Source organism: Ramlibacter montanisoli, from assembly GCF_013087525.1.
Taxonomy (GTDB): Bacteria; Pseudomonadota; Gammaproteobacteria; order Burkholderiales; family Burkholderiaceae_C; genus Ramlibacter; species Ramlibacter montanisoli.
Genome location: NZ_JABFCS010000001.1, coordinates 1,637,138 through 1,655,529, shown reverse-complemented (window position 1 = coordinate 1,655,529; position 18,392 = coordinate 1,637,138). Strand labels below are relative to the sequence as shown.

Genomic DNA, 18,392 nt, shown 5'->3' with positions numbered 1-18,392 from the left:
GCTGATCGTCAACCGGATCGACACCACCAAGAACCGCGTCGGCAAGATCACCATCATCGACACCGCGCGCATCTCCAACGCCGACACGTCGGACGATGCCAAGACGGAGTACGTGTACGACGCCGGCGGCGTGGTCAAGTCGATCTACGACGGCTCGCTCAGCACCACGGTGAACGGCACCGAGGAATTCAGCCAGATCACCTACACGCTGCAGGGCACCGACGGCGACGTGACCCACTACACGCCGCGCTCCGGCCTGTACTACGTCTGGACCGAAGGCCAGGAGTTCGTGCAGACCACGGTGACCAAGTACGAGCGCAACACCTTCAACCTGTTCGGCGGCGACACCGGCTTCGAGGACTGGCTGTCGGGCGACAACTCCTACGTCTGGCAGACCATCGAATTCACCGACGCCGCACCCTTGCTGGAGTCGGAGGCGCTCGCGGGCTCCACCACCGGCTCGGCGCTGCCGGCCAACGCCGCCGGCAACGACTACCTGATCCGCTACGAGCGGCTGGCCGACACCGACGTGGACGTGTTCACCGGCGTCACCCGCGTGCTGCGGGTGGAAGGCGCCGGCATCGGCGGCGTGGTCGGCACCGTGTACGTGCCCAAGTTCACGGGCGAGGCCGTGCTGCCGAACCAGGATTACGGCGACACGAACTTCTGGGAACCGGCCGCCACCCAGGCCGGCGACGCCGACTACAACAGCGACTTCCTGAATAGCACGATCACGCCGCGGCAATGGGAAACCGGCGGCGGCTGGCTGCGGACCAAGACCTACCACACCGAAGTCACCTCGGTGCAGGGCCAGAAGGACTACTACACGCACGCGCTGCGCGCCGACTACGCGATCGACGTCGCGTTCACCGGCAACACCAGTTCCACGATCGAGGTGCAGTCGAAGCACGACCTGCTGGTGCAGGGCAACGTGAGCGTCGCCAACGGCGGCAGCATCACCCTGGATTCCGACCTTGGCTCCGTGCTGGGCACGGCCACCACGGCCATCTTCAACGATGCACCCACGGTGGACGCCGGCCTGGACGTGCGCCTGGTGGTCGAGGGCGGCGTCGGCCAGCTGGAAGTGCACGCCGGCCGCGACATCCACATCACCGGCGTGGCCGACCTCGCGCTGGCGGCGCTGGCGCCCGGGCAGGCCTCCAACACCAGCGCGCTGCGCGTGGGTCAGGTGGTCAGCACCGGCGGCAACACGACGATCATCGCCGCCGACGGCATCCGCACCGCGGCCGACCCGGCCACCACCCTGGTGCAGGGCCACCGGGTCGAACTCTCGGCCACCGGCGCCAGCGCCGACATCGGCGGCACCGGCGTGAACGCGCTGCGCATCAACTCCGACATCCTGCTGGCGGGCGGCGGCGGCTTCTCCGCGGTGGCGGGCGACGACATCAACGTCACCGAAACCAGCGGCAACCTGAAGCTGGTGCGGGCGCTGCAGTTCTCGACCAACGCCTCCGTCGAAGGCGGCGGCGACGTGACGCTGACGACCGGCAGCGGCTCCATCCTGGATTCCAGCTTCGAGCTGAGCACGCTGGTCAACAGCACCCCGCTGACGGATCAGCAGCTGCACCTCGCCAACCAGCTCAACGGGCTGGAGCCGATCTCCTTCGTGGACACGCACGTGACGACTGCGGTCGTGAGCGGCACGCTGGTCTTCAACCTGCCGCTGGGGCACGGCCTCGTGGACCTGCAGGAGGTGATCTACCGGCACGACGTGGTGAGCGGCAAGGCGATCACCGGGCTGGTGGAAGAGGGGAACTACTTCCTGATCCTGAATGGCGACGGAACGGCGTCGCTGGCCACGAGCCTGGCCAATGCGCAGGCCGACATCGCGATCGCGATCAGCCTGGACACGGTGAACGACGCCAATGGCGTGACCGGCACCGGCCACCGCCTGGTCGGCAAGGTGTACGACACCGACCTGGCGAACGACGTCGACCTGGCGGCGTTCAACTTCCCGGTGTCGCCGGGCCTGTACAAGTTCCTGTTCCCGCTGGCGAACTTCCAGGGCCAGAACCCCTGGTCACCGCGCCCGAGGGCATGAACGTCATCGGCGACAACGTGACGCTGACGGCCGTCAACGGCACCGGCTCGATCGGCCGCAGCAAGCCCGCGCAGGTGATAGCCCTGTCTGGCGGCTTCGGCTCCCTGGACGACGGGGAGAGGGAGGTGCTGGCCACCGCCACCGCGAGCGACGTGTACGGCACCCAGTACGCGACCTACCGCTTCATCGGCACCAGCGGTGCCCCTGGCGACGACCTGCGGCACGAGAACTTCGGCGACACGAGCCGCTGGGAGCACATCACCTACGTGGCCACGGGCCCGAGCAAGTCCCTGGCGCCGAACAGCGTCTTCGTGGCGCACGACAGCTACGTGCTGGTCGAGTTCAGCGCGGGCAGCTACGGCCTGTACCAGTACCTGGGCAGCTCGGGCAACCTCAACCTGCGCACCGAGGTCTTCGGCAACGAATCGCGCTGGGACAAGGTGACGGCGGACCGCAGCACCAACGACACGAGCACGGCGAACCTGCTCAACGGGCAGCTGGTGGCCGACAAGTCGGTCGTCGAGCGCGTGGCCCTGCAGCTGCAGGACGACGTGGACGTGCAGGCGGCCGGCGTGCTGGTCGCGCGGGCCGACGGCACCGTCGCCCTGGAAAGCACGGGCGACCTGCTGGTGCGCACCGTGCGCGGCACCGGCGATGTGCTGGTCAAGTCCTCCGGCAGCATCATCGATGCCGGCACCGACCCGTTCGCGGCCATCGGCACCTTCGGCGACCTGACCCTCATCAGCAACGGCCTGATCCGCGGCGAGGGCAGTGACCCGCTGCGCATCGCGGTCGGCCCCAATGGCCGCCTGTTCGCCGACGCCTCCGGGGACATCCGCCTGGAGCAGCAGAACGGCAACCTCACCATCGACGGCAGCACCCAGGCCATCGGCAGCCTGTACGTGGCGCGCGTCAACACGCCGGCGCACGTGGACATCGCCGTGACGCTGGGCGACATGATCGTGGAGCGCATCGACGCGGGCCAGGGCGCCAACCTGTCCGCCCAGGGCTCCATCCTCGACGCGCTCGACGACGTCACCGGGCCGATCGTGAACGTGGAAACCGGCGACCTCGACCTGCAGGCCGGCGGCACCATCGGCACCTCGGGCAACTTCTTCGACGTGCTGGTCAGCGGCGACCTGTCCGGCCAGGCCGGCGGCGACGTCTTCCTGAACAGCCCGCAGACGCTGAACATCACGACCTTCACTTCCACGGGCGGCGACGTCACGATGACGGTGCAGGGCGACGTGAACATCGGCCTGATCCGCGCCCGCCTGGGCACCGTCGACATCCTCGCCGACGGCGACATCGTCGACCGCAACGACGAGGCGGATGCGGACATCGAGGCGATCAGCCTGGTGCTCGACTCCCAGGGCGGCCGGATCGGCGACTACGCCGGCAATGCGCTGGACATCGACACCTCCTTCGCCGGCGCCCTGGGCACCGTGAATGCGGTGGCCCTGTCGACGGTCTTCATGATCGAGACGGCCGGCGCGATGCGGATCGACAAGATCCGCAGCAAGACGACCGACGCCAAGCTGTGGACCCTGGACGGCTCGCTGCTGGACGCGAACGGCGCCCTGGAGAACAACGTCACCGGCGTGAACATCGAGCTCGACGCCAACGGCGGCAGCATCGGCACCCCGCTGGATGCCCTGGAGATCGATTCGTCCAACCCGGCGAAGGGCGTGCTGAACGCCGAGGCCAGCGTCAGCTTCAACATCACCGAGACGGCCGGCACGCTGTACATCGGCACGGTGACGGCCGAAACGGGCAGCGGCATCCTGTCCGTTCGCGACAACGCGGGGGCCGGCGACGACTTCGTCATGGAGGACGGCGCCAGCATCAGCGCGCCGGGCACGGCACCGGGCACCGGCGACCTGCTGGTCCAGGCGGGCGACAACGCCCACGTCCAGTCCGGCAGCAGCATCGCGACCGGCCGGCACCTGGTGATCCACACCGGCACCGGTGACACCGGCAACGTGGACGAGGTGAACACCAGCCTGCTGGTGGAGGGCAGCCTCTCGTCCAACGAGGTCGAACTGGCCGGCGAGCGCCAGGACGACACGATCACGCTGCGGACGGAGGCCGTCAGCGGCCACGTCCGGATGCTGGGCGACACCGACGGCCTGGCCGGTGGCAAGGACCTGCTGGTGGTCGACCACATGACGACGCTCACCACCACGCGCGACCGCATCGACGATGCCGCTTCGGCGCTGGTGCGCGACACCGTGGACATGGACGGCCGCGGCGGCACCGACACCTACGTCGTGTACACGCACGGCAGCCTGGCGGGCGGCACGCACGACTACATCGTGAACGCGCTGGACACCGGCGCGAAGGACGACGGCGAGGACACGCTGACCGTCGAGGGCAGCGAACAGGCCGACGTCTTCCTGCTGCGGCGGGTGGAGGCGCTGACCGAAGGCATGTCCGCTCCGGCCTCCGCCAACTCTCCTGCGTTCGTGGCGCTGCTGCACGGCAGCGTGGCCGACGTGCGCAACCAGGTCAACGACGATGTCGAGCGCATCAACTACGACGAGAACATCAACTCGCGGCTGATCGTGCGCAGCTTCGGCGGCGACGACTTCTTCGCGGTCGACGACAACGCCGCGATCACCACGCTGGACGCCGGCGCGGGCAACGACGAAGTGCAGGTCGGCCAGATGTACGGCTCCGAGCGGATCTCGCTCGACACCGTGGCCGCCGGCGACGGCTTCGCCACCATCGAGACGACGGCGGGCTTCCTGAGCCGCGGCGCGAGCTTCTCGCTGACCGGCTACGGCGGCACCGGCAACGACCAGTTCACCGTCTACAGCAACAAGGCCGAACTGCGCCTGGAAGGCAACGACGGCAACGACGTGTTCGTGGTCCGCGCCTTCGCTCTGGTGGGCAGCACGGGCAATTCCACCGAAGGCACCACGCAGGCCATCGGCGGCGAGGGCACCGACACGGTGATGTACAACATCAACGCGCCGGTGGACCTCGACGGCGGCGCCGGCTTCGACAAGGTCGTGGTCATCGGCACCGAGTTCGGCGACAACTTCGTGATCACCGACACCGGCGTGTTCGGCGCGGGCCTGAACGTCCGCTACGACAACATGGAAGCGCTGGACGTCGACGGCATGGAGGGCGACGACCACTTCTTCATCCAGAGCACCCGCGAAGGCGTCATCACCACCATCATCGGCGGCAAGGGCAGCGACACCTTCGACGTGGCGGGCGACGTCACCGAGGACATCGTCAGCCTCGACCTCGAGGGCCGCAGCGGCGTGATCAACCATGCCGTGAGCTCCGACGACGAGGCGTACGACGGCCTGCTGGCCGCGGGTGTCGGCCTGAACGTGGCCAACCCCGAGGGCGGCCAGGTCGTGATCGAGCAGGGCGACGGCGGCACGCGCGTCAACGAAGAGGGCGAGACGGTGGACAGCTACACCATCCGCCTGGCTTCCACGCCCACGCCCGGCCAGCCGGTCTACATCAACGTGTCGGCCGCGCGCACCACGCAGGAGGAAGAGGACGCCGGCGGCGACTCCATGCTGATTTCCGCCGACGGCGGCGCGACCTGGAGCCGCTACCTGGTCCTGACGGTCACCGACACCGTGGCCCGCGAGATCATGGTGAAGGCTGTGGACGACGGCCTGAGCGAAGGCCCGCGTGTCTACGCCATCAGCCACAGCGCGCAGAGCGCCGACACCACCTTCAACCACGTGGCCATCAAGAACGTGCGCGTGACGGTGCAGGACAACGACCGGCCCGACATCATCGTCGCCGGCACCGGCGACGATGACCGCGTGCTGGAGGGCGATGTCACCACCGGCATCACCGACACCTACACCGTGCAACTCGGCGCGCCGGTGGTCTCCGGCAGCGTCGTGGTGAACGTCGCGACCAATGGCCAGGTCACCGTGTCCAGCCTCGATGCGCGCTTCGACGCGCTGACCCAGACCATCACCTTCGACGCTGACGACTGGATGATCCCCGTCGAGATGATCGTGACGGCGGTGGACGATGGCGTGGTCGAGAACACCATGCTGTCCGGCATCCAGCACACCGCCACCGGCTACGGCGCGGCGCGCATGGACATGCAGGTCGTGGACAACGACAGCGCCGGCGTGCTGGTCGACGTGACCGACGGCGCGACCCTGGTGGTGGCGGACGATCCCGACACCCTGGCGAACGAAGCCACGTCCGACACCTACTCGGTGCGGCTGACCAAGGCGCCGACGCATGACGTGACGATCACGATCCTGCCGGACGACCTGACGACCACGGTGCCGACCTCGCTGGTCTTCACCGCGGCCAACTGGTACCTGCCGCAGACGGTCACGGTGCACGCGGCCGACCCGCTGCCGCCCGCGCCGGTGCAGCCGCTCAAGACCTTCCCGATCGCGCCGCACCTGACCAGCACGATCGCGGGGCCGCTGTTCATCGAGGGCTTCGTCGACCCGGCCGCCGACCGTTCGATCAAGACGGCGATCCTGCTGCCCGGCGAGACCGACGAGGAACTGCCGGAGATCTCTGTCGACACCGACGAGAACCTGCAGATCGATACGCTGAACATCCGCAACGATTCCAGCGTGGCGAACGACGAAGGCGTGATGTCCCGCGGCGAATGGTTCGACGGCGACACCGTCAACAGCACCAACGTGTCCGGCCTGGGCATCGCGGGCGACCTCAGCTTCGGCGCGGAATACTTCCCGGCCGTGGGCACGCTGCCCGGTGGCAAGACCTTCTCCGGCGGGATCACCTTCCGCTCGATCGAGGTCGCGGAAGTCCTCCTGGGGCAGGGCGACGACGAGTTCTCGATCGCCGACACGCTGGTGACCAGCGCCCAGCACGGTGGCATCACCGTCGTCCACGGCGGCGGCAACACCTCCACGACGGCCGGCGACACCCTCACCATCAGCAATGCGCGCTCGCCGCTGGTGGTGTACGGCGACACCTCGCAGGACGGCTCGCGCTACAGCGGTGAGTCCGGCTTCGTGTCGGTCAACGCGATCGCCTTCGACCACGCCGGCAACGACGTGATCGACGCCTCCGCGTCCGGTTTCAGCATCACGGCCTACGGCGGCGCCGGCAACGACACGATCCGCGGCAGCCAGGCGGGCGACCACCTGTTCGGCGGCTCGGGCAACGACACGATCTCCGGTGAGTCCGGCGTCGATCACGTCTACGGCGACTCCGGCATCAACGTCAACGTGAACACCCGCGTGATCACGGTGGAGACGGTCAACGCCAGCGCGCTGCCGGACCACGACGGACTGGTGGCCGGCTCCGACACGATCCACGGCAACGCCGGTGACGACATCGTCTTCGGCGACCACGGCCGCATCGACCAGAGCACCGGCACGCTGCGCATCCTGACCACGGGCAACGTCACCCGCATCGCGACGGTGGTGCCGGGCAACGGCGTGGCCGACACGATCACCGGCGACCAGGGCGTGGACCGCATCCTGGGCGGCAACGGAGGCGACACGATCTCCGGCGGCACCGAGGGCGACATCATCCTCGGCGACCACGGGGTGATCGACCACGTGGCCCTGGACGGCCAGCTGGCCACCGTGGACCTGGTCTTCACCAACAGCCCGGACGACGGCGGCGGCGCCGACACCGTGAGCGGCGACCAGGGCGACGACCTCGTGCTGGGTGGCGCCGAGGGCGACAACCTGTCCGGCAACACCGGCAGCGACATCGTGCTGGGCGACCACGGCCGCGTCAGCTACGCGGCGGGCGCCATCGTCCGCGTGGCGAGCGAGCAGAACACGCTGGGCGGCGCAGACACGATCCGCGGCAACGAGGACGAGGACGTCCTGATCGGCGGCGCCTTCGGCGACCGCATCGACGGCGGCAGCGAGCGCGACCTGGTCTTCGGCGACAACGTGGTCCTGGACCGCCGCGTCGGTGACGGCTTCGCCAACGCCCGCTACCGTACGCTCAACGGCACCCAGGCCGGCCAGATCTACGGCACGGCCGCGGGCACGCAGGGCACGGTGCTGGTCACCGCAGCTTCGCGCAACCTGCCGGGCACCACGCCCCCGGTGTGGGAAGACTTCGACATCCAGCTGCAGAACCACGACACGGCGGCCGAAGCCGCGGGCCTGTCCAACTTCGGCAACGACCACATCGCCGGGGGCGCGCACGCGGACCAGATCTTCGGCCAGCTGGGCAACGACGTGATCCAGGGCGACGGTTCCATCGACCTCACGGTCGGTGCGCAGCGCAATGCCGACGGCACCCTGTCGGTGCAGGCTTCGACGGAGAACCTGGCCACCGACGGCGACGACTACATCGAAGGCAACGGCGGCGCCGACGTGATCTTCGGCAACCTGGGCCAGGACGACATCGTCGGCGGCAGCTCCAGCCTGTTCAGCCTGACGGCGCCCCACCAGCGCACCGACGCTGCGGGCACCGACATGCTGTTCGGCGGTGCCGGCACCGACGTCGCACTGAGCGACGCGGGGCGCCTGGACCTGGGCGACACGGCCGCCAGCGGCCATGCCAACGACAGCGACATGCTGCTGGGCGACAACGGCAACATCCACCGCCTGGTCAGCGTGGCCGGGACGGTGAGCACGCCGCTGACCTTCACCTACGACCAGAGCTCGGCGTCCGAGAACCGCGGCAGCGTGCGCATCGTGGTGCGGGCGGCGGACCTCCTGGACTACACGCCGGGCGGCCTGGACGTGAACGCGGCCTCCGCCGCCACCGACATCGGCGCGGCCGACGAGATCCACGGCGAGTCGGGCGACGACTTCATCTACGCCCAGAAGGGCAGCGACCTCGTGTTCGGCGAAGGCCAGGACGACGACATCGTCGGCGGCTACGGCAACGACTGGATCTCCGGCGGCACCGGCCAGGACGGCGTGATCGGCGACGACGGCCGCATCTTCACCAGCCGCAACGGCACGGTGGAGCACCTGAACGGCGTGCACGCGGCGACGGTGCAGGGCTTCATCTCCACGCCCGGCGGCGTGCAGCAGGCCGACCTGAACGTGACGGGCCAGCTGAAGAAGAGCGTGGACCTCACCCCCTTCAGCTACGACACGAGCTTCGACGGCACGCAGGACGACTTCGGCGGCCAGTCCACGCACCGCGCCGACGACATCGTCTACGGCGGCCTGGGCAGCGACTTCCTGCACGGTGGCAGCGGCGACGACGCCATGTCGGGCGCCGAGGCGCAGTGGGCCTTCTATGCGAAGCCGGCCAATGCGGGCAACGTGCTGGCCTACAGCACCACGACCACCGAGTTCGCGCTGTACGACGAGTACCTGCCGCGCAGCAGGATCGATGGCTTCCTGCTGAATTTCAACGCCAACGAAGGACCCTCGGTCACCAGTGCCACCTGGGGCACGGTGCAGACCGACGGAGACGACAAGATCTTCGGCGACAACGGCAACGACTGGATCGTCGGCGGCACGGGCCGCGACAACCTGTACGGCGGCTGGGGCAACGACCTGCTGAATGCGGACGACAACCTCGGCACCACGGGCGGCACCAACGACGCACCGGACACGCACCCGAGCTACGAGGACCGCGCCTATGGCGGTGCCGGGCGCGACGTGCTGATCGGCAACACCGGCGGCGACCGCCTGATCGACTGGGTGGGCGAGTTCAACAGCTTCATCGTGCCCTTCGCGCCCTTCGGCATCGGCACTGTCTCGCGCACGCTGCAGCCGCAGATGGCCGAGTTCCTGTATGCCTTGTCGGCCTCCGACGGCGTGGACATGACGCGTGCCGGCGACACCGGCGGCGACGCGCTGCGCAACGGCGAACCCCAGGGCGAGCTGGGTGTCGTGCGGCAGCAGGACTTCGCCTGGCAGGACCAGACCGGCGGCCCGCGCGACCCGCAGGCCGGCAACCTGCAGGGCGGCCCGCGCGACGTGCTGCGCTCGGCCAGCTTCGACGATCCGGCAGTGCCGCTGAGCGGCTTCGCGGCGGACAGCGGCAAGTGGTCCGTCGCGGGCGGCAAGCTGCAGGTCTCGGCCACCTCGCCGGTGGGCGACGCCGTGAGCGTGATGCAGATCGGCGACGCGCTGCCCGGCTACTTCGAGGTGCAGGCGACGATGACGGCCGACAAGCCGATCGCCGGCTGGAAGGCCAACTCCTACCTGGTGTTCGACTACATCAGCCGCAACGACTTCAAGTTCGCCGGCATCGACGTGTCGACCAACAAGCTGGTGATCGGCCACCGCGATGCCTCCGGCTGGGTCATCGACGTGCAGACGCCGGCACAGGTGAAGGGCGACACCGCCTACAACGTGCTGCTGTCGGTCAACGGGCTGACCGCCACGATCATCGTGGACAACAAGACCAGCCTGTCGCGGACCTACACGCCGCGCGTGGTGGACGGCTATTCCTACGGCCTGAACTGGGGCCTGGTGGGCGTCGGCTCCGACAGTGCCCACGGTTCCTTCGACAACATCGCCGTCAAGGTGCTGCAGCCGCAGGCCACCACGGTCAAGACCGACGAGCTCACCACGGGCCCGGGCGCGATCTTCCAGGGCCAGCCGCGCACCGGCACGTGGACGGCCACGGCCGGCCGCTACGCCGGCACGCCGGCGGCGGGCGCGGACATGGCGGTGCAGGGCATGACCCTCGGGGTGGCGGCGATCCAGTCGCTGGCCCTGCTGGAGTTCAGCGCCACGCTCAACACCAGCGGCCAGGCCGGCTTCGTGTTCGACCGCTACGGCGACCAGGACTACAAGTTCGTGCTGGCCGATGCCGCCGCCGACCGGATCCTGATCGGCCACCGCACGGCGCGGGGCACGGTGATCGACGCGTCGATCGCCCGCGTGATCGACCCGGGCGTGGACTTCACGCTGGGCGTGAGCCTCAAGGGCTCCACGGTCAGCGCCACGGTCAACGGCCAGGCGGCGGTGGGCTTCGCCTACAACGCCGTGGTGGTGGACGGCAGCTTCGCGATCGTCGCCCGCGGCGGCACCGCCAGCTTCGACAAGGTCACGCTCAAGACCAACGACGCGGCCGTCGCGGCGGCGCCGGTGGCGGTGCTTGCGGCCACGGCAGCCACCGGCACGGTGCAGGGCGATGCGCTGCAGGTCGACGAGACCAGCGCGCTGGTGCAGGAGGCGCTGCGCCGCTGGAACAGCCAGGGCGACCTGGCGCAGCCGGCCGGCAGCGTGGACGTCAGCATCACCGACCTGCCGGGCCTGGAGCTCGCGCGCTTCGCCGATGGCCACATCCTGGTGGACTACAACGCGGCCGGCCACGGCTGGTTCGTCGACCGCACGCCGGGCGACGACCGCGAGTACACCGACGACGGCGTGCTGCTGGTGGCCACGCGCGGCCCGGCGTCCGAGGGCATGGACCTGCTGAGCGTGCTGGAGCACGAGCTGGGCCACGCCGCGGGCGCCGACCACACGGCCGCCGGCCTGATGGCCGAGACGCTGTCGTTGGGCACGCGGACCGCGACGCCGCTGGCGACGCAACCGGCCGGCGCGGCATCGCGCGCACCGGTGGAGCCCGGCGCCGTCGACACGCTGCCGGCGGCCGCCGCGCCCAGCATCGCCTGGTCCACCAGCTACGCCGGCCCGGTCGTGCCCGCCACACCGGCCGCCGGCTGGCAGCAGGACTTCGTCAACCACCTGGCCCGCAGCGAGGCGCAGCGCAATCCGAATGCGGCGCTGAAGGTGCAGGTGGACCTGGCCCCGAAACTCGGCGCTTCGACCCGGCCGATCCAGCCCCTTGTGTGAGCCAACCTAGAGGAGTGTTTTACCCATGACCAAGCAGTTGTTGATCTATGAAACCGCCGTCCCGGTGTCCAGCGGACGCCACGGGAAGGCGTCGGTCGAGCTCGGAAAGGGCTATGGCTTCGCCCGCAACATCAACTCGGCGCCGCTGATGGCGGTGGAGTTTCCGCAGGCGGCGGCGGAATACGCGATCGTGTTCGCGCAGAACGGCAGCGAGGTCATCCCCGTGGTGATCCTCGGTGCCCGCGCCGGCGAGAACCTGTACCTGAAGGAGGACGACAGCTGGAGCGCCGGCTACCTGCCGGCCTTCGTGCGCCGCTACCCCTTCGTGTTCTCCTCCAGCGAGGACGGCAAGACCTTCACTCTGTGCGTGGACGAGGCCTTCCAGGGACTGAACTACCTGGGCAAGGGCCAGCCCCTGTTCACCGCCGACGGCAAGCAGACGCCCTACGTGGACAACGTGCTGAAGTTCCTGCAGGAGTACCGCTCGCAGTTCCTGCGCACGCAGACCTTCTGCCGCAAGCTGGTGGAGCTGAAGCTGCTCGAACCCATGCGCGCCCAGTTCACGCTGGGAGCCGAGAAGATGTCGCTGGGCGGCTTTCAGGCGGTCGACCGGGCGAAGCTCAAGGCGCTGCCGGGCGAGACGCTGTCGCAGCTGGCGGCGACCGACGAACTGGAACTGATCTACCTGCACCTGCAGTCCATGCGCAACTTCGGCGTGGTGAAGGACAAGCTGATCCTGACGCGTCCTTCGGACACACCGGCCGGGGCGACGGGTCCGGACGAGGACGCCACCCAGCCCGCGGCCGCCAAACCCGCGCGGCGCACGCGCGGCGATGCGGGAATGGCGGCAACCTGAAGTGAAGACCCGGCCCGTGACCCGCGGACCGGGTCCCGTTGTTGAAGGACGGGCGCTCGCGCGCCCGGAGTACCGATGACCGGAGCATCGATCTATTCCCTGGCGGACGGCGCGCACGCCAAGCTGGAGTCCGCCCAGTGGGCGCGCTTTTCCGCGCCCGCCAGCACCGCCGATTTCTGCAGCAGCTGGCTCGCGCTGTTGTGCGCGCAGGTGGACCGTCCGCAAGGCGGCCTCGTGCTGCTGGGGCCGGGCCAGGACGGCAGCTACAGCCCCGCGGCGAGCTGGCCCGACGCTTCCCACAACCTGCTGCACCTGGGCCCCACGGCCCAGGCCACGCTGCAGGAGCGGCGCGGCATCGTGCACGAGGGCAACTCGCCCGCGACCACCGCGGCCATCCTCATGGTCGGCTACCCGATCGAGGTCGACGGCCTGCTGCACGGGGCGGTGGTGCTGGAGATCAAGCCGCGGCCGGAAAGCGAGGTGCAGCGCGTGCTGCGCCAGCTGCACTGGGGCAGCGCCTGGCTGGTGGACCAGTTCCGCCGGCAGGTCGTCACCCGCGAGCAGCAGCGCGCCGAGCGGCTGTCGCTGGCCAGCCAGGCCGTCGCCACCGCGCTGCAGGAAAAGCCGGTGCGTGCCGCGGCGCTGGCCGTCGCCAACGAACTGGCGGGCCGCCTGGGCTGCGAGCGCGTCGCCATCGGCTTCTCGCGGCACGACAGCTGCGAGGTGCAGGCGATCTCGCACACCGCGACCTTCGACGCGCGCAGCGACTTCGTGCGCCTGCTGGCGGAGGCGATGGACGAAGTGCTGGACCTCGGGCAGCCGCAGGTGCATCCTCCCCTGGACGCCGACGCGGTCGGCGGCCTCGCGCATGCGGCGCTGTCCTCGGCGCGCAGCGAGGCCGGCGTGCTCTCTCGGTTCCGCTGCTGGACGACCGCGACCCGGTTGGCGTGCTGACGCTGGAGCGCAAGCGCGACCGGCCCTTCGATGCGGCCGAACTCGCGCTGTGCGAGACGATAGGACAGCTGCTCGGGCCGGTGTTCGCGCTGCAGCAGCGCGAGCAGCGCAGCACCTGGCGGCGCGCGAGCGACGGCGTGCGCCAGGGTGCCGCGGCGCTGTTCGGGCCGCGCCATCCCGGGCTCAAGCTGGCCTCGCTGCTGCTGCTGGCGACCGTGCTGGTCTTCAGCTTCGCCAGCTGGCCCTACCGGGTGAGTTCGAAGGTGGTGATCGAAGGCTCCGTGCAGCGCGCGATGGTCGCGCCCTTCCAGGGCTTCGTCGGCGAAAGCTTCGTGCGCGCGGGCGACGCGGTGCGCGCGGGCCAGCCGCTCGCGCGCCTGGAAGACCGGGAACTGAAGCTGGAACGCGTGAAGTGGCTGTCGGAGGCCGAGCAGATGCAGCGGCGCTACCGGCAGGCGGCGGCTTCGCAGGAGCGCGCGGCCATGACCGTGGCAGCGGCGCAGGAGCAGCAGGCACAGGCCCAGCTCGCGCTGGTGGAAGAGCGGCTCGCGCGCGCGACGCTCAAGGCGCCGTTCGAAGGCATCGTGGTCAGCGGCGACCTGAGCCAGCTGCTCGGCTCGCCGGTGGAGCAGGGCAAGGTGCTGTTCGAGGTGGCGCCGCTGGATGCCTACCGCGTGGTGCTGCACGTCGACGAGCGCGACATCGCCGAACTGGCGATCGGCCAGCGCGGGCAGATCGCGCTGGCGGGCATGCCCTACGAGCGCCTGCCCTTCACGGTGCGCCAGATCACACCGATCTCCACCGCGCAGGAGGGCCGCAACTACTTCCGGGTCGAGGCCCGGCTGGACCAGGCCACCACGCGGCTGCGGCCCGGCATGGAAGGGGTGGGCAAGGTGGAGGTCGGCGACCGCAAGCTGATCTGGATCTGGACCCACTCGCTGGTGGAGTGGCTGCATGGCCAGCTGGCGCTGGCTGGGTTGAGCGGGGAACGGCAGTGAGCGATTCCCTGATGTCCAGCTCCTGGTACCGCGTCGCGCAGCTGCAGCCGCGCCTGCGCAGCCACGCGCGCCTGCACCGCATGAAGTACCGCGGCGCGCTGTGGTACCTGGTGCAGGACCCGGTGTCGAACCGCGTGCACCGCTTCACCCCGGCGGCGCGCTTCTTCATCGCCGCCATGAACGGCGAGCGCACGGTGCAGCAGCTGTGGGAACTGACCAACCGCCGGCTGGGCGAGGACGCGCCCACGCAGGACGAGGTGATCCGCCTGCTCGGCCAGCTGCATTCGGCCGACCTGCTGCAAAGCGACGTGACGCCCGACGTGGGCGAGCTGTTCGAACGCGGCCAGCAGCAGGAGCGCTCGCAGCGCCAGCGCTCCTATCTGAACCCGATGGCGATCCGGCTGCACCTGTGGGATCCCGACGCCTTCCTGAACCGGATCCGGCCGCTGGTCGACGCGCTGTGGAGCCGTTGGGGCGGCATCGTCTGGCTCGCGGTGGTGCTGCCGGCGCTGCTGCTGCTGCCGCTGCACTGGGCCGACCTCACGGGCAACTTCTCCGACCGGGTGCTGGGCACCGGCAACCTGCTGCTGCTGTGGCTGGTCTTCCCGCTGATCAAGGCGCTGCACGAGTTCGGCCACGCCGCGGCCGTGAAGCGCGGCGGCGGCGAGGTGCACGACGTCGGCGTGGTGATGCTGGTGCTGATCCCCGTGCCCTACGTCGAGGCGTCGGCCTCCACGGTGTTCCGCTCGCGGCTGCACCGCGCGGTGGTGGCGGCCTCGGGCATGGGCGTCGAGCTGTTCCTCGCCGCCATCGCCTTCTATCTCTGGATGCTGGTGGAACCCTCGATCGCCCGCGCATTGCTGTTCAACACCATGCTGGTGGCGGGCGTGTCCACGCTGATCTTCAACGGCAACCCGCTGCTGCGCTACGACGCGTACTACATCCTGTCGGACCTGCTGGAGATGCCCAACCTGGCGCAGCGCTCCACGCGCTACTGGGGTTACCTGGTCGAGCGCTACGCCTTCGGCGTGGAGGAGGCGGACACGCCGGAGACCTCGCCGCGCGACAAGGCCTGGCTGCTTTCCTATGGGCTGCTCTCCACGCTGTACCGGGTGTTCGTGACGATCGCCATCGCGCTGTTCATCGCCAAGGAGTTCTTCATCATCGGCGTGCTGCTGGCGATCTGGGCGGTGGTGGCGATGGCGGTGATGCCGGTCGTGAAAAGCCTCAAGCACGTGTTCGCCAGCCCGCGCCTGCGGGCCCGGCGGGGCCGCGTGAACGCCGTCACGGCCGGCTTCGTCGCCGCCCTGCTGCTGTTGCTGTTCGTGGTGCCCGCGCCCTTCCGCACCGTGGTGGAAGGGGTCGCATGGCTGCCGTCGTCGGCCATGGTGCGGGCGAAGGAAGAGGGCTTCGTCGAGCGCCTGGTGGCCGTGCCGGGCAGCACCGTGCGCGCCGGCGACCTGCTGGTGGAGGTGGTCAATCCGCAGTTGCAGTCGCGCGCCGACGCGATCGCGGCGCGCGTGGCCGAGCTCGATGCGCTGCACCTGGCGCAGTTGCGCGCCGACCGCGGCCAGGCCGCGATCGCGCTGGACCAGCTGGAGGCCGCGCGCAGCGAACTGGCCACGCTGCGCGAGCGCCTGGAGCGCCTGGCCGTGCGCGCGGGCAACGACGGCGTCTTCATGGTGGCCAAGCCGCACGACCTGCCGGGCCGCTTCCAGAAGCAGGGCGACCTGATCGGCTACGTCATCGACCAGCCGCAGCTGGTCGCGCGCGTGGTCGCGCCGCAGGATGCGGTCGACGTGGTGCGCGCGGCGACCACCCGGTGCAGGTGCGGCTGGCGCACGATCCGGACCGCGTGCTGGAAGGCCGCCTGCAGCGCGAAGTGCCTGCGGGCGAGGAATACCTGCCCAGCCGGGTGCTGGCCACCGAAGGCGGGGGCCAGCTCGCCACCGATGCGCGCGACAGCCGCGGAGACCGCACGCTGGAGCGCACCTTCCAGTTCGACATCGCCGTCCCCGAGGCCGGGCGCGGCGCCGCGCCCATGTTCTTCGGCCAGCGCGTGCATGCCCGCTTCGAGCACCCGCCGGAACCCATAGGCCACCAGTGGCTGCGCGGGGCGCGCCGCCTCTTCCTGTCGCACTTCCATGTCTAGGCCGGGCACGCTGTTCGCCGACGTCACCCTCGCGGGCGGCCGCCCCTATGCCGAGCGGGCCGAGGAGGAGCCGCGCTGGCACGACCGCCTGGCGCGCTCGCTGCACGAGGCCACGCTGGCGCCCGCGCGGCGCGCCGTCTCCGGGCTGGAAGGCGAACTGCGCCGGCTGGTGGAAGCCACCAACGCCGCCGAGCCGGCGGCACGGGCGCTCTCCGACGACGCCCTGCGCGCGCGGGCGCTGGCCCTGCGCGGCCGGCTGCGGCGCGAGGGCTTCACCGTGGACGCCACCTCTCAGGCCTTCGCGCTGATCCGCGCGGCCGCGATGCGCACGCTCGGCCAGCGCCATTTCGACACCCAGCTCATGGGCGGCTATGCGCTGCTGCGCGGCCGGCTGGTGGAGATGGCCACGGGCGAGGGGAAGACCTTCTGCGCGACGCTGCCGGCCTGCGCCATGGCGCTGGCGGGCTATCCGGTGCACGTGATCACGGTCAACGACTACCTGGCCGAACGCGACGCGCAGAAGATGGGGCCGCTGTACGCCTTCTTCGGCCTGGGGGTCGGCGTGGTGCGCCAGGGCATGGAGCGCGACCAGCGCCGGCAGGCCTATGCCCAGCCGGTGACCTACGCGACCAACAAGGAACTCGCCTTCGACTACCTGCGCGACCGCGTCGCGCTGCGCGGGCGGGCGAGCCGCCTGCACCAGTCGCTGGTGCAGCTGTCCGGCGAAGCCACGGGCGAGGGCACCGTGCTGCGCGGCCTGTACTTCGCCATCGTCGACGAGGCCGACAGCGTGTTCGTCGACGAGCGCGCACGCCGCTGATCCTGTCGGCCACCGGCGACGTGGCGGAGGAGGCCGCGCACAGCGGCGCCGCCCTCGCGCTGGCGCGCAGCCTGGCCGAAGGCGAGCACTATGCGGTCGAGGCGCTGGAGCACCGCGTGAACCTGACCGACGAGGGACGCGCCCGCCTGGACGCCTTCGCCGAGGACCGCGACGGTCCCTGGACTTCCGTGCGCGGGCGGGAGGACCTGCTGCGGCAGGCGCTCGGCGCGCTGCACCTGTACCGGCGCGACCAGCACTACGTGGTGATGGACGACAAGGTGCAGATCGTCGACGAATCCACCGGCCGCGTGATGCCGGACCGCTCCTGGGAGCGCGGCCTGCACCAGATGATCGAGGTGAAGGAAGGTGTGACGCCCACCCCGCGGCGCGAGACGCTGGCGCGCCTGACCTACCAGCGCCTGTTCCGCCGCTACGTGCACCTGGCCGGCATGACGGGCACCGCTGCCGAGGCCGCCGGCGAGATCAAGTCCGTGTACGGCCTGGAGCTGGCGCGCGTGCCGCTGCACCGGCCCTCGCGCCGCATCGACCTCGGCACGGCGGTGTGCGCCACCCTGGCCGAGAAGTGGCAGCGCGTGGCGGACACCGCGCAGGCGCTCGCCCTGCGGCAGCGTCGACCGGTGCTGATCGGCACCCGTTCGGTGGAGGCCTCCGAGCAGATCAGCGCGGTGCTGCGCCAGCGCGGCCTGGTGCACGCGCTGCTCAATGCCAAGCAGGATGCGGGCGAGGCGGAGGTCGTCGCCGAAGCGGGCGTGCCCGGGCGCATCACGGTGGCCACCAACATGGCGGGCCGCGGCACCGACATCCTGCTGGGCGAAG

At 70.2% G+C, this 18,392-nt stretch carries 5 protein-coding genes and 2 pseudogenes; all 7 read left to right on the top strand.

Annotated elements, in window-relative coordinates; translation table 11 throughout:
• The first annotated feature begins 2,058 nt into the window (after positions 1-2,058).
• On the top strand, positions 2,059-11,775 hold the full coding sequence (locus tag HK415_RS08355; protein WP_171558092.1) for a hypothetical protein: 9,717 nt from the start codon (positions 2,059-2,061) through the stop codon (positions 11,773-11,775).
• A gap of 25 nt (positions 11,776-11,800) precedes the next feature.
• Positions 11,801-12,631 carry a SapC family protein gene (locus HK415_RS08350; RefSeq protein ID WP_171558090.1) on the top strand — a complete coding sequence of 277 codons (831 nt, stop codon included), beginning with the start codon at positions 11,801-11,803 and terminating at the stop codon, positions 12,629-12,631.
• A gap of 75 nt (positions 12,632-12,706) precedes the next feature.
• Positions 12,707-13,585, top strand: a complete 879-nt coding sequence (locus HK415_RS08345; protein ID WP_171558087.1) for an adenine nucleotide alpha hydrolase family protein — start codon at positions 12,707-12,709, stop codon at positions 13,583-13,585.
• Positions 13,579-14,583: an efflux RND transporter periplasmic adaptor subunit gene (locus HK415_RS08340; RefSeq protein ID WP_171558085.1), complete on the top strand. Its 1,005-nt coding sequence runs from the start codon at positions 13,579-13,581 to the stop codon at positions 14,581-14,583. The genes HK415_RS08345 and HK415_RS08340 overlap by 7 nt, the downstream gene beginning before the upstream one ends.
• Positions 14,580-16,679 carry a hypothetical protein gene (locus HK415_RS08335; RefSeq protein ID WP_171558083.1) on the top strand — a complete coding sequence of 700 codons (2,100 nt, stop codon included), beginning with the start codon at positions 14,580-14,582 and terminating at the stop codon, positions 16,677-16,679. Before HK415_RS08340 ends, HK415_RS08335 begins: the two co-directional genes overlap by 4 nt.
• Positions 16,680-16,727: 48 nt before the next feature.
• Positions 16,728-17,980: pseudogene (locus HK415_RS24790) on the top strand (preprotein translocase subunit SecA); the annotation flags it as partial.
• Positions 17,981-18,004: 24 nt separating this feature from the next.
• Positions 18,005-18,388 (top strand): annotated as a pseudogene (locus HK415_RS26940) (preprotein translocase subunit SecA); the annotation flags it as partial.
• Positions 18,389-18,392 lie beyond the last annotated feature (4 nt).

Coding starts and splice junctions, on each gene's coding strand:
- HK415_RS08355 (WP_171558092.1), top strand. CDS start 2,059: ATGAACGTCATCGGCGACAACGTGACGCTGACGGCCGTCAACGGCACC.
- HK415_RS08350 (WP_171558090.1), top strand. CDS start 11,801: ATGACCAAGCAGTTGTTGATCTATGAAACCGCCGTCCCGGTGTCCAGC.
- HK415_RS08345 (WP_171558087.1), top strand. CDS start 12,707: ATGACCGGAGCATCGATCTATTCCCTGGCGGACGGCGCGCACGCCAAG.